A 12,761-nucleotide genomic window follows, 5' to 3' on the forward strand; every position below is an offset into this window, starting at 1 on the left:
ATCCGCTCATTTTTTTATCGGCCAAGCTAAGGGCTAGTTTAACTCTTTTTTAACTTATTTTGGGTAATTTTTTGATTCGATTCAAGATGCCAGAGGGTTAAATATTGCCCCCAGCAGCATCCGGTATCCAGCGCCTGCAGCCCAGGCTGATTCACCTCTCCCATCAGGGCCGCCCAATGGCCGAAGACCAAAGTATGGCTTTTCATGGCCCGTCCTGGTTGTTTAAACCAGGGGATCAAGCCTTCCTTCTCGCCTTTCGCTGGCGGTAGCTTGCAATCGAAGTTTAATCGACCATCGCCGTGGAGAAAGCGCATCCGGGTGAGGGCGTTGATGGTATAGACGAGGCGCTTGAGTCCCTTGGTCTCGGGAGACCACTCGCTGACCGAGTTAGTGTACATCTTGGCGATGAGGCGCTCGATATAGTCATCTCTTGCCAGCGCCTCCTGTACCTTGTGCGACTCCTTGAGGGCGGTTTTAACGTCCCACTGGGGCGGAATGCCGGCGTGAGCCATCAAGACAGAATGGGCTTTATGTTCCCGGGCCAGTGGCTGTAGCCTGAGCCAATCGATGAGCTGGTTGAGATCCGGCGCCGCCAACAGGGCGCCCAGGTTATCCTTGGGGTTGACCCGTTTCACCTTGCCATGCAGCGCCATCAGGTGCAGGTCGTGATTGCCCAGCACGGGCTTTACCGAGCCCTCAAGCCCCTTGAGGTAACGTAGTGTCTCCAGCGATTGGGTGCCCCTGGCCACCATGTCACCGACCACCCAGAGCTCATCTTTGGAAGGGCTAAAGGTCACCTTGGCCAACAGGGCCTGGAGCTCATCGAAACAGCCCTGAATATCGCCCACGAAGTATGTTGCCATAGATGCTCTCGGCTCGCTGTGTCGAATTAATGCAGCAGGCCGGGGGCCGCTAGACGGAAGGGGGCGATGGGTGCCTTGAAGGTTTCACCCTGTTCGGTCACCATCACATAGTAGCCCTGCATGACGGCAAAGGGCGTCTCGCATACCGTACCACTGGTGTACTGGTAGGCGGTATTAGGCTTGATGGTGGGGGGTTCGCCAACCACACCTGCGCCTTCGACTTTGCTTTCATGGTCATTGGCGTCTGTGATGCACCACATGCGGCTCTTCAGGGTGACGGCTTCATCCCCTAAGTTGATGATGGTGATGGTGTAGCTGAACAGGTATCTCTCTTCTTCGGGCGAAGATTGCTCTTCGATATAGTCGGTTTTGACCTCAATCCTGATTGAGGATTCGAGTTGTTTCATTCGGATCCCTAAAGGTTAACGGGTGGGAGGCGACTTGCGCCTCCGTCACGGTTAGGCTTGGCGTTTATCGACCAGATGGTTGGCCATGGCGACATATTGCTGCACTGTGATCTGCTCTGGACGCATGCTGGCATCTATGCCCAGCGCGCTGAAGTCGTCATCGTTCAACAACTGCTTGAGGTTGTTACGCAGTGTCTTACGGCGCATGTTAAAGGCGGTAGTACACAGGTGCCTTAGCAGATCCACATCTTTGCAGGGGTAAGGCTTCTCCTTGTAGGGCACGAGCCTCACCACGGCAGAGTCGACCTTTGGCGGCGGCGTGAAGCAGCCTGGTGGCACTTCGAGTACCGGCATCACCTGACAGAAATATTGCGCCATCACGGTCAAACGGCCATAGGCCTTGGTACCGGGGGCGGCAGATAATCTCAGTACCACCTCTTTTTGCAACATGAAGTGCATATTCTCGATATGCTCGGCAAACTCAAACAGGTGGAACATCAGCGGCGTAGAGATGTTGTAGGGCAGGTTGCCAAACACCTTCATCTGCTTGCCATCTTCGACCAGCTGCTTGAAGTCGAATTTCAGCGCATCTCCCTGGTGGATCTCCAGCTTGTCCTTGAGAAACGGATGTGTCTGCAGACGTTCAACCAGATCTTTATCCAGCTCGACCACGGTTAGCTTGTCGATGCTTTCGGCTACCGGCTCGGTAAGCGCCGCCAGGCCTGGGCCAATCTCGACCATCACGTGATCGTTGTCGGGCGAGATGGCGCCGACGATACGATTGATCACATTGCTGTCGGTCAAAAAGTTTTGTCCGAAACGTTTTCTCGCCGTGTGGCCTAAATGTACTTTATTACTCATTACTACTCTTTAAGTGACTCATTCTTGGTGGCTAGTTCGATAGCCTTGTTTAGCGCGCAGACAAAACTGCCGATGTCGGCCTTGCCTGTGCCGGCCAGCTCTAGTGCCGTACCATGGTCGACCGAGGTGCGGATATAGGGCAGGCCTAGGGTGATATTGACCGAGCTGCCAAAGCCCTGAGATTTCAGTACCGGCAACCCCTGATCGTGATACATGGCGAGGATCACGTCGGCATCTTCCAGATACTTTGGCTGGAACAGGGTGTCGGCAGGCAGTGGCCCGACGATATTCATGTTTTGCTCACGCAACTCGTTGAGCGCGGGAATGATCACATCGATCTCTTCGCGGCCCAGGTGGCCATCTTCGCCCGCATGGGGGTTGAGGCCACAGACATAGATCTTAGGATCATCCAGAGCAAACTTGGTCACCAGATCTTTGTGCAAGATCTTGATGATCTGATGCAGACGGTCACGAGTGATCGCCTTAGACACATAGGCCAGCGGAATATGTGTGGTGACCAGCGCCACCTGCAGGCCAGGCGCCGCGAGCAGCATTACCACATCCTGACAGTTGGCCTGGTGGGCAAAGAACTCGGTATGACCGCTAAAGGGGATACCCGCCTGGTTGATGATCCCTTTGTGGACAGGGCCTGTCACCACGGCGTCGAACTCGCCATTCATGTTCTTCTCACCGGCATAGGCCAGGGTGTCGATCACATAGCTGCTGTTCTGTTCATCGAGCTTACCGCACACTGCTTCTTTTACTAGGGGGAAGGGCACTATGGTCAGAGTACCGGCTTCCTGCGGCTTAGGCGCCTGATTGGGCTGGAAGGGGCGCAGCTGGATCGGCAAGCCAATCTGCTTGGCGCGGCTAGTCAGCAAAGTGGGGTCGGCACAAACAACAAGCTCAGCGGGCCAAGCGCGCTGAGCAAGTTGAATGACTAAGTCTGGGCCCACACCGGCAGGTTCTCCCGGTGTGATGGCGATGCGTTTAGTCGTCAATATGATTAACCTCGATTGAAATCGGCATCGAATACTTCAATGTAAGCCTCTGCTCGCATTTCATCCAGCCAGTTTTGTAATTCTTCATTAAACTTGCGGCGGAAGATGAGCTGGTGCGCCCGATTAGTGTTAAATTTATCTGTCGCATCCGTCTTACGTCTCTCCTCCAGCTGCACTATGTGCCAGCCGTGGCTAGAACGGAATGGCTCACTGATCTCGTTGATCTTCAGTGCGCCTAATGTTTGTGCGAAGGCAGGTACATAGACGGTAGGATCTGCCCAGCCCAGTTCGCCGCCCTTGGCCGCCGAACCTGGATCTTCGCTGTATTGACGGGCCAGGGTGGCAAAGTCTGCTTCGCCGCTTCTTAGCTGGGCCGCAAACTTGTCGAGCATAGCCTTGGCACGCTCTTCCGACAGGATAGGCGACGGCTTGATCAGTATATGACGTGAACGTACTTCGTCAATTTCTTTGGTCTGCAGGCCGCGGGCATCCATCACCTTGATGATGTGGAAGCCGGCGCCGCTGCGCACAGGGCCTATGATGTCACCCGTCTTGGCGCCGACTAAAAGCTCGGCGAACAGGGTTGGCATTTCATTGACGTTCATGTAATCCCAGATACCGCCTTCCAGCGCCTTAGGGCCAGAAGAGGAGGCGATGGCGGTCTGTTTGAAGTCGGCATTGTCTTGTAGGCGCTTGAGCACGGCGTTGGCGCGGCTGCTGGCGGCTTCAAGTTGTTCGCTGTTAGGGCTGTTGGGCACCTCGATCAGGATATGACCGATCTGGTACTCCACCTGCTGCATACCCTGTTCTTCGATTAGCTTAACCAGGCTGTTGATCTCCTGTGGAGAAACCTGGATACGACGCTGTACCTGAATACGTTGGATCTCGCCCAGGGTGATCTCTTCGCGTAGCTGTTCGCGGTATTGGCTCCAGCTCATGCCTTCGGCCTCGACCTTTTCGCGCATCATCTCAGGAGTCATCTTCTGCTCCTTGGCGATGTTCTCGATTGTCTGGTCCAGCTGCAGGTCACCGATGTGTAGACCGATGCGGTCGGCCATCTGTAGTTGCAGACGGGTCACGATCAGACGCTCGATCACCTGAGTGCGCAGCGCCTTGTCAGAAGGTAATGACTGGCCGGCGGCTTTTGCGTTGGCTTTGACTGTCTTCAACATGTTGACGATTTCGCTTTCCAGCACTATGCCTTCGTTGATCTGAACCGTCACCCTATCCAGGGGCACGTTCTCGGCCATCGCACCGTGGCTCATCGCCAATGTAAGTAAAGCAAAAATCAGTTGTTTACAGGGTTTCATCCACAAAAATCCTTGGCATATTCAGGTCGGTCGACACAGGTGTCGACCGAGTATCTAATTCGACTATTCTGATTGGACTACAAGTCCGTATCTAGGTTCAGCGCAAAGCCGATTAAAATATCAAAACTAGTTCTTCAGGTAGAGCGGCTTGCGATAGTTAAACAGGCCATCGTTAAGCATGTCCGATACCCCAAGCGGGCCGGAGCCACCTAATCCCTTGATCACAAAGTTCAGGTAGAAGCCGCTTTCGAACAGCTCCCTGTCGTTGAACGTGGGATCCAGGTTGTCCACATAGTTGGTTTTAATGCGGTAATGATAACTTAAGCGCACCGCCCAGCAACAAGATTCGTATTGAAATCCTGTGTAGGTCTCGACGCTACGTTTCTCATTGAGATCGTAATACCAGTTGCCCACGATATACCAGTTGTCGTTGATCGGCCAAGCCGTACGCAAGCCGGTTTGCGACACATTAACAGATTCGTTGGTGTTGCTGTTAACTAAATCGGGCACATAACGGTAGCTGAGCTGCAACAGCTTGTTGACCCCGGGGCGGAAATCCAGGGTGACCTCACTCTTCTTGTTGTTCTTGTTTTTGGTGTCATATTGAATGGCACCGCTCAAGAACCAATCGCTGTAGAGCTGAGTGTTGAGCTCCGCCGCCAGCACTGAGTTTGAGGTATTTTCCTGCTTAAAGATCTCGTTGGGACGGGAAGGGTCTGTAATGCCAACCTTGCTGTCCTCGAAGTAGTAGATCTGACCCAGACTGAACTTGAAGCGCTCGAGGTTATGGTCGTCAAACAGACGGGTGGTTAAACCCAGTGTCATCTGGTTGGCGTCGGCGATACGGTCCAGACCCGAGAAGCGGCGATCCCTGAAGAGGCCGTAGTAGTCTTCCTGCAACAGCGCAGTGTCATAGATGCCGATGTTGGACTGATCCTCATAGCCGACATACAGATACTGGAACTGTGGCTCCAGGGTCTGACGATAGTTGGCATCGAAGTAGTCGGTGAAACGCTCGAAGTTGATCTGACCGTGGATGCGCACCTGGGGCAGGGTACGGCTCACCGAGCTGTCCAGCGGCTCAGTGCCTGTGTAGTTCTTGGTGTCCTGCCAATAGTTGGTCTGCAGCAGCTTAAGCTCACTGGTCAGCGATCCGGCCGGCCCGTGGATCGGAAGTGAGACACTGGGCTCGAAGTGCAGGCGGCTGGCGGTGGCATACTGGTCTTCCTTATGACGGAAGTTGCTGGCTTCCCCCATGAGGTTGAAGTCTAGGCCTTGCCAGAAACCTGGGGCGCGATAGTTAAAGCCTATCTGCGGCATCACCTGATAGGGAGACTCTTCTTCACCCAATACCTTGATATCCTGCACCCGAGCTGACATGTCCCAGTTATCTTCGAAATAGGCGATTTCGCCTATGCGAGAGAGCTGGTTGTCGGTGGCGCGCAGCACGTCGGAGGGCAGATCGTTGAAGTAGTTGTTGTCCGACACATCGGTAAAGTTGGCCAGTACCCGCCAGTTGTCGGCGATGGCCCCCTGATGCTCCCAGTGGTAAAGGTAACGGTCGGCGCGGTTGGGCACCAGATTGTCATTGCTCAGGTATTCTACATTCAACTGCCCCTGCTGGGCCTCACCGGCGAGATAGCGAAATTCCGACTTGAGGAACAGGCCGCGGGCCGACATATAGTGCGGAGTAAAGGTGAGATCATACTCTGGCGCTATGTTCCAGTAGTAGGGGGTCGCCACCTCGACACCATTGGTGGTGCTGGTGCTGAAATAGGGGAACAGGAAGCCTGACTTGCGCTTCTCCGACACGGGAATCGTCATATAGGGCAGATAGAAGACGGGCACATCGCCTATCTTGAGCTTGGCATCCCAAAGCTCGCCCCACTCTTCGCTGCTGTCTATCTTGATGGTCTCGGCCTCAAGCAACCAGGAGCTATCGCCCGGCGGACAGGTCGTGAAGTTGGTGTTCGACAGGTGCAGGTTGTTGTCTTGGGTGATCTCCAGGTTTTCCGCTTCGCCGTGGATCTGCTGACCGTGGAGCCAATATTGGGCACCCTTAAGTTGGGCGCTGTTGCTGCGCATCTCGGCGCTGAGAGAGTCGGCCGTGACGGTAAACATATTGTCCTGAAACACCAGGTTGCCGTTGGCATCCAGGCGCTCGTTAGCCTGATCCAATACCGCGCTGTCGGCGGCGATATGGCGGCCGCCTTGGCTGAAGGTCACATCTCCCTGGAAACTAGCCTTGTCACCCATCTTAGCTGCCGATGAGTCGGAAACGATCTTAATCTGCTGCAGATCTAGGGGACGTTCGTCTGTGCTGGGCTCAGGAATAGGAACGGGCGGGAGCACCAGACACTGGGCACCGGGCGCGGGAGTGGTTTCCGATTCGTCTGCCAAGACTAGCTGCGGGAGTAGCGCCAATGCCAATAAGTAACGGATATGCATCTTTTATCGTTTTTGTGATTTCTTAGTCTAGACAAGTTATCGGTGAGAATAGTTGCATCCCCCTTGGGAAGCAACTTAGCAAAAGAGATAGAATCATCTTAATTGCTGTTTCTATTTTGCTTTATAATAAAGCAATTTTCTTCTAAGAGCCATGAGGTGCCCTTGTCAGATCCAAGATTTCTTGCCCTTAATTCATGGATAGCGCGAACTTTAGGCGATGAGGCGCGAGTCGCCTTAATTTCCGGTGACGCCAGTTTTCGCCGCTACTATCGTGTCCAGTTTTCAAACCAGACGTTTATCGCCATGGATTCGCCGCCGGTTCTGGTGCCTGTCGCCCCTTTTATCGCCCTCGCAAACGCCTATCATGACCATGGCATACTGGCGCCTGAGGTTAAGGCCGCCGACCTGTCTCAAGGTTTTCTGTTGCTCTCTGATCTCGGCGATACCCAGCTGCTCGAGGTGCTAAACCAGGATAACGTCGGTCACTATTATGGCAAGGCACTTGGGCTGCTCGATAAGCTGCAGACCATCACCTCGGCGGCGGGGCAGCCCTTGCCCGATTATGATGACGCCTTCGTGCTGCGTGAGCTGAATATTTTCGTCGAGTGGTTGCTTGAGCATCATCTTAAGCTGGGCCTCGACAGCAATACCCGGCAGATAATCGATAAATGCTTCCACCTGCTTATCGATAACGTCGCCGAGCAGCCCAAGGTAGGCATGCACAGGGACTATCATAGCCGCAATCTCATGTTGTGTGATGACGAGCTGGCGGTGATCGACTTTCAAGATGCTGTCTTAGGTCCCATCACCTATGATGCCGTCTCCTTGCTGCGCGATTGCTATGTGCGCTGGCCGCTCGACGTGGTCGAGCCCTTGCTTGAGCAGCACTATAATCAGATGCGCGCCCTGGGCCGCCTCGGCGATGAGGTGAACTTGAGCCGGTATCGCCGCTGGTTCGATCTTATGGGGATGCAGCGTCACCTCAAGGCCGCGGGGATCTTCTGCCGCCTCAACTATCGCGACGCCAAGCCGGGCTACTTAAAAGATATACCCCTGACCCTGAGTTATGTGTGTGACATAGGGGAGCAATATCCTGAGTTTGAGCCATTTGTTGCCTGGTTAAGGGGTGAGGTGATGCCGCAGATGACGAGCGACAAGCTGTCTCAACTGGCAAGCAGGATGGAGGCGCTGTAATGAAGGCCATGATACTCGCCGCCGGGCGAGGTGAACGCCTGCGCCCCCTGACCGACACCCTGCCTAAACCGCTGGCAGAAGTCGCGGGCAAGCCACTCATCGTCTATCACATAGAGCGTCTCGCGGCCCTTGGCATCACTGAGATAGTGATCAACCACGCCTGGCTGGGCCACAAGCTAGAGGCCAGTCTGGGGGATGGCAGCGCCTGGGGCGTGAGCATCAGCTACAGCCCAGAGACAGAGGCGCTCGAGACGGGCGGCGGTATCAAGCAGGCCTTGCCTCTACTTGGAGATGAGCCTTTTCTGGTGCTCAATGGCGATGTCTATATTGACAGCTTGCCAAGCGTTAAGGGTATGTCGCTGGATGCCGCGATCGATTCGGCAAAGATTGCTGAGCTGATGAGTGAGCAGGAGGCCTATCTCTGGTTGGTGGATAACCCTAAGCAGCATCCAGAGGGCGATTTTGGCCTGAGGGATGGCAAGGTGAATGATGAGGATGAGCCTAAGCTGACTTTTTCCGGCATGGCCATCTATCATCCGCGTTTCTTCGCCGGTGCCCCGAATGGCCGCTTTGGTCTGGCGCCGCTATTGAGAGCCAAGATGCAGCAGGGGTTGATCGGCGGCGAGCACTACCCGCATCTCTGGTGCGATGTGGGCACGCTGGAAAGGCTTGAGTCACTGGACGCCGAGTTAAGGGCCTAGTATCAAAGACTAAGGTTTTTAGATGAAGGGTTTTTAGATGAAGGGTTGTTAGATAAAGGGTTGTTAGATGAAGATTTGGGGTAAGTTTTTCGGTTTTGCCATAGGTTTCATGTTTGGTCGTATCATAGGCGGACTCATAGGTCTCTGGCTCGGCCACCTCTATGACAAGAAGCGCGGCGAGGTGGAAAAGTTGATGGGCAAGGGCAGCGATCGTCAGGCGCTGTTCTTCAACACCGCCTTTGCCGTGATGGGCCACGTGGCCAAGGCCTCGGGTCAGGTGACAGAACATGATATCCGCTTGGCGACGGCGCTGATGGATCAGATGCGTCTGAGCGGCGATGCCCGCCGTGAGGCCCAGGCGGCCTTTACCCAAGGCAAGGCCGCCGATTTCGACCTTAAGGCGTCGCTGCGCACCTTCAGGTTGATCTCCATGGGGCGCCGGGAGCTGCTGCAGATGTTTCTGGAGATCCAGATCCAGACCGCCCTGTCGGATGCCAAGCTAGATGCCAAAGAACATGCCATACTCTTAACCGTGGCGCAGGATCTGGGCTTTAGCCGCGAGCAACTCGATGAGCTGCTCAAGCGCTGGCAGGCGGAAGTGAACTTCCAGCGCCATGGTCGTCAGCAGACCTCCATCAAGGATGCCTACGAGGTATTGGGTCTGGATGAGCAGGCCTCGGATCAGCAGGTGAAGCGCGCCTATCGTAAGTTGATGAACGAGCACCACCCCGACAAGCTGGTCGCCAAGGGGTTACCCGCCGAGATGATGGAGCTGGCCAAACAGAAGGCGCAGGATATTCAGGCCGCCTATGACAGGGTAAAGCAAGACCGCGCCATGAGATGATTATCTAACAAAGGAGAGGGCGATGAAGCGAACAAGGCTGACCTTATTGACAGGACTCTTAGCATGGATGGCGGCCCAGTCTTTCTGGGCCCAGTCTGTTTGGGCAGAGTCGGATATTTACGTCGCCCCCTTCGGTGGCTACAGCTTCGGCGCTAGTGATCTCGATGCCACCGATATTGATACTAATACCCAGGGTAACATCAGCATCAAGGATTCCAGCCACTATGGCATCATATTGGGGATGAAGACCCGGGATCCCGGCGATGTCTACCTGCTCTATAGCCACCAGAGCACAGATATGCACGCCGCGGGCATGTTCAACCCCAATCGTTTGGCAAAGCTTGAGCTGGATTACGCTCACCTGGGGGGCTCGCTTTATTTCCCCAATGGCAACCTGCGTCCCTATGTTACCGTTAGTGTCGGCATGACCCAGATGCGCCCGTCGGGGGATTTCTCCGACGAGTCACGCTTCTCCATGGGATTTGGGGGCGGGGTGGAGTACCTGCTCGGCGATAACTTCAGCCTGTTTGCCGATGGCCGCGGCTACGCCACCTTTATCAACAGCGACAATGCGCTGTTTTGCGATGCCAATCGCTGTATCTGGAATATCCGCGCCGATGTCATGTGGCAGGGGCAGGTGAACGCCGGATTTAAATACACTTTTTAACCCATAAGAGAGCAGTCTTAATGAAGATAGTGGTACTCGATGGTTACACCCTCAACCCTGGCGATCTCGACTGGCAGCCCCTTGCGGCGCTGGGCGAGTTTCATTGCTTTGACAGAACCTCCCCGGACGAACTCCTGGATCGTGCTCAGGGGGCGCAGGTGCTGCTGACCAACAAGACGCTGCTCGACGCCGATGCGCTCAGGGAGCTGCCAGATCTTGAGTATATCGGCGTGCTCGCCACTGGCACCAACGTGGTGGACCTCAACGCTGCCAGCGAGCTTGGGATCAAGGTGACCAATGTGCCAGGCTATGGCCCGGATGCGGTAGCCCAGATGGTGTTTGCCCATATTCTTCATCACACCCAGCGTTTGTCGGCCCATCACAACTCCGTGGTGGCCGGGGTCTGGTCTCAGGCGCCAGATTTCTGCTTTACCCTGGCGCCGTTACAGTCCCTAAAGGGTAAAATCCTCGGCTTGGTGGGGTTTGGCGACATAGGTCGGCAGGTAGCCAATATTGCGAAGGCATTTCAGATGCGGGTGCTGGTCAACACGCCCTCCATTAAGCACGACCTCCCAGAAGGTGTCAGCTGGTGCGAGCGTGAGGCGCTCTTTGCCTGCGCCGATATCATCTCACTGCACTGTCCGCTAACGTCGGACACCGAGAAGTTGATTAATCGAGAGCGGCTCAGCGCCATGAAGCCAAATGCCATCTTAATCAACACGGCCAGAGGCGGTCTGGTGGATGAGCAGGCACTGGCCGATGCCCTGGCGCAGGGGAAGATTGCCGCCGCAGGGGTGGATGTGCTCTCTAGCGAGCCACCACAGGCTGACAATCCGCTGCTGAGCGCGCCTCATATCAGCATCAGCCCGCATAACTCCTGGGCGACCAGGGAGGCGCGCCAGCAATTGCTGACGATAGCGGTCGATAACTTCAAGGGTTATCTGGCGGGTCAGCCGGTGAACCTGGTTAATTAAGCTCTGATAATAAGTTAAATCTAGATAGACAAAGGGCGCCTGATCCGTGAGAAGAGGCGCCCTTTTTGTCATCGCTTTGCTGGTTTAATCCAGCAAGGCGCTGGTTTTAGTGGATTAATCCAGAATCACCTCGACCTGTTTAGCCACGTTAAGCGCCTTGTCGATCGCCTCATCAATGGTATTGCCACGGGCCAGGCCGACACCGAGACGGCGGCGACCGTCGATATCCGGCTTGCCGAACAGGCGTAGCTGAGTGTTGGGCTCAACGAGTGCCTGTGCCATCCCCTGATAGCCTATGTTGTGGCTGCTGCCTTCTGCCAGGATCACCGCCGAGGCCGATGGGCCGTGCTGCACTATGTTGGCGATCGGCAGGCCTAAGATGGCGCGCACATGCAGGGCGAACTCAGACAGATCTTGGCTGATGAGTGTCACCAGGCCGGTATCGTGGGGGCGAGGTGATACCTCAGAGAAGTAAACCTCCTCTCCCTTGATAAACAGCTCGACGCCGAACAGACCATAGCCGCCCAGCGCCTCGACCACCTTGCGGCCTATCTCCTGCGCCTTGGCGAGTACGGCATCAGACATGGCCTGAGGCTGCCAGGACTCGCGGTAGTCACCATCTTCCTGACGGTGGCCTATGGGGTTGCAGAAGTGGATGCCATTGACGGCGCTGACGGTGAGCAGGGTGATCTCATAGTCGAAGGGCACGAAGCCTTCGACGATTACCCGGCCACCACCGGCGCGGCCACCTTCCTGGGCATAACGCCATGCCGCGAGGATCTGCTCCTCGCTGCGAATGATGCTCTGGCCCTTACCCGACGAGCTCATCACAGGCTTGACGACGCAGGGCAGACCTATGTCGGTGACAGCCTGCTCAAATTCTGCCTGGGTGTCACAGAAGAAATAGGGTGAGGTGGGCAGCCCCAGCGTTTCGGCGGCCAGGCGGCGTATACCCTCGCGATCCATGGTGAGCTGGGCGGCCTTGGCCGTTGGGATCACCTTAAGGCCTTGGGCCTCCATCTCAACCAGAGTCTGGGTGGCGATCGCTTCGATCTCGGGGATCACCAGGTGGGGCTGTTCCTGCTCTATGATGGCGCGCAGGGCCTCGCCGTCCAGCATGTTGATCACATGAAATCTGTGACTGACCTGCATCGCCGGGGCGTTGGGATAGCGGTCGACGCCTATCACTTCGACTCCCAGACGTTGTAATTCGATGGCAACTTCTTTGCCGAGTTCGCCGCAGCCAAGCAGCATGGCGCGCAGCGCGCCGCGTGAATAGGGTGTGCCTATCATGGTGTGGGTACCTTTTTATCTTGAGTGGGTCGTTCGCCCAACTTAGGTTATTTGGCGATTATCTTACCCCGTCCACTGGAATAAGCAGACCCTTTGCGCCGACAAGTGTGTACTGGATCAAGATTCTGACGCGAATTAGAAAAGAAATATCAGCAATTTATGACTAGTATAGTTAAAGTAATGTTGCGAGGTTTACCC

At 55.3% G+C, this 12,761-nt stretch carries 12 protein-coding genes; 5 read left to right on the forward strand and 7 right to left on the reverse strand.

What is annotated here, in order from left to right:
* Positions 1–38 precede the first annotated feature (38 nt).
* The 6 genes from K0I63_RS04525 to lptD all read right to left on the reverse strand — a co-directional run bounded on the left by K0I63_RS04525 (position 39) and on the right by lptD (position 6,890).
* Positions 39–863: a symmetrical bis(5'-nucleosyl)-tetraphosphatase gene (locus K0I63_RS04525; protein WP_220082686.1), complete on the reverse strand. Its 825-nt coding sequence runs from the start codon at positions 861–863 to the stop codon at positions 39–41.
* A 26-nt stretch (positions 864–889) separates the two neighbouring features.
* The gene (gene apaG / locus K0I63_RS04530; RefSeq protein ID WP_220082687.1) at positions 890–1,270 is read right to left on the reverse strand and encodes a Co2+/Mg2+ efflux protein ApaG; all 381 of its coding nucleotides are present in this window, start codon (positions 1,268–1,270) and stop codon (positions 890–892) included.
* Positions 1,271–1,321: 51 nt separating this feature from the next.
* Positions 1,322–2,131, reverse strand: a complete 810-nt coding sequence (gene rsmA, locus K0I63_RS04535; protein WP_220082688.1) for a 16S rRNA (adenine(1518)-N(6)/adenine(1519)-N(6))-dimethyltransferase RsmA — start codon at positions 2,129–2,131, stop codon at positions 1,322–1,324.
* Positions 2,132–2,133: 2 nt separating this feature from the next.
* Positions 2,134–3,132 carry a 4-hydroxythreonine-4-phosphate dehydrogenase PdxA gene (gene pdxA / locus K0I63_RS04540; RefSeq protein WP_011864686.1) on the reverse strand — a complete coding sequence of 333 codons (999 nt, stop codon included), beginning with the start codon at positions 3,130–3,132 and terminating at the stop codon, positions 2,134–2,136.
* 5 nt (positions 3,133–3,137) lie between these two features.
* Complete coding sequence (gene surA / locus K0I63_RS04545; protein WP_144200845.1) at positions 3,138–4,442, reverse strand: peptidylprolyl isomerase SurA; 1,305 nt, start codon at positions 4,440–4,442, stop codon at positions 3,138–3,140.
* Positions 4,443–4,568: 126 nt separating this feature from the next.
* The gene (gene lptD / locus K0I63_RS04550; protein ID WP_220082689.1) at positions 4,569–6,890 is read right to left on the reverse strand and encodes an LPS assembly protein LptD; all 2,322 of its coding nucleotides are present in this window, start codon (positions 6,888–6,890) and stop codon (positions 4,569–4,571) included.
* A 156-nt stretch (positions 6,891–7,046) separates the two neighbouring features.
* Between lptD and K0I63_RS04555 the strand changes: the two genes are divergently transcribed.
* From K0I63_RS04555 to K0I63_RS04575, 5 genes are all read left to right on the forward strand, one after another.
* A complete protein-coding gene (locus tag K0I63_RS04555) occupies positions 7,047–8,084 on the forward strand; it encodes an aminoglycoside phosphotransferase family protein (RefSeq protein WP_220082690.1) in 1,038 nt (345 codons plus the stop codon).
* Positions 8,084–8,785, forward strand: a complete 702-nt coding sequence (gene murU / locus K0I63_RS04560; RefSeq protein WP_220082691.1) for an N-acetylmuramate alpha-1-phosphate uridylyltransferase MurU — start codon at positions 8,084–8,086, stop codon at positions 8,783–8,785. Before K0I63_RS04555 ends, murU begins: the two co-directional genes overlap by 1 nt.
* A 67-nt stretch (positions 8,786–8,852) precedes the next feature.
* Positions 8,853–9,629: a co-chaperone DjlA gene (gene djlA / locus K0I63_RS04565; RefSeq protein ID WP_220082692.1), complete on the forward strand. Its 777-nt coding sequence runs from the start codon at positions 8,853–8,855 to the stop codon at positions 9,627–9,629.
* A 22-nt stretch (positions 9,630–9,651) separates the two neighbouring features.
* Positions 9,652–10,296: an outer membrane beta-barrel protein gene (locus K0I63_RS04570; protein WP_220082693.1), complete on the forward strand. Its 645-nt coding sequence runs from the start codon at positions 9,652–9,654 to the stop codon at positions 10,294–10,296.
* Positions 10,297–10,316: 20 nt separating this feature from the next.
* Complete coding sequence (locus tag K0I63_RS04575) at positions 10,317–11,270, forward strand: D-2-hydroxyacid dehydrogenase (protein WP_220082694.1); 954 nt, start codon at positions 10,317–10,319, stop codon at positions 11,268–11,270.
* A gap of 114 nt (positions 11,271–11,384) precedes the next feature.
* Here the strand turns inward: K0I63_RS04575 and purT are convergent, their stop codons facing one another.
* Positions 11,385–12,563 (reverse strand): formate-dependent phosphoribosylglycinamide formyltransferase, encoded by a 1,179-nt coding sequence (purT, locus tag K0I63_RS04580; protein WP_220082695.1) that lies wholly within the window; start codon positions 12,561–12,563, stop codon positions 11,385–11,387.
* Positions 12,564–12,761 lie beyond the last annotated feature (198 nt).

The sequence above is a fragment of the Shewanella rhizosphaerae genome (assembly GCF_019457655.1).
Taxonomy (GTDB): Bacteria; Pseudomonadota; Gammaproteobacteria; order Enterobacterales; family Shewanellaceae; genus Shewanella; species Shewanella loihica.

Coding starts and splice junctions, on each gene's coding strand:
- K0I63_RS04525 (WP_220082686.1), bottom strand. CDS start 863: ATGGCAACATACTTCGTGGGCGATATTCAGGGCTGTTTCGATGAGCTC.
- apaG (WP_220082687.1), bottom strand. CDS start 1,270: ATGAAACAACTCGAATCCTCAATCAGGATTGAGGTCAAAACCGACTAT.
- rsmA (WP_220082688.1), bottom strand. CDS start 2,131: ATGAGTAATAAAGTACATTTAGGCCACACGGCGAGAAAACGTTTCGGA.
- surA (WP_144200845.1), bottom strand. CDS start 4,442: ATGAAACCCTGTAAACAACTGATTTTTGCTTTACTTACATTGGCGATG.
- lptD (WP_220082689.1), bottom strand. CDS start 6,890: ATGCATATCCGTTACTTATTGGCATTGGCGCTACTCCCGCAGCTAGTC.
- murU (WP_220082691.1), top strand. CDS start 8,084: ATGAAGGCCATGATACTCGCCGCCGGGCGAGGTGAACGCCTGCGCCCC.
- djlA (WP_220082692.1), top strand. CDS start 8,853: ATGAAGATTTGGGGTAAGTTTTTCGGTTTTGCCATAGGTTTCATGTTT.
- K0I63_RS04570 (WP_220082693.1), top strand. CDS start 9,652: ATGAAGCGAACAAGGCTGACCTTATTGACAGGACTCTTAGCATGGATG.
- K0I63_RS04575 (WP_220082694.1), top strand. CDS start 10,317: ATGAAGATAGTGGTACTCGATGGTTACACCCTCAACCCTGGCGATCTC.
- purT (WP_220082695.1), bottom strand. CDS start 12,563: ATGATAGGCACACCCTATTCACGCGGCGCGCTGCGCGCCATGCTGCTT.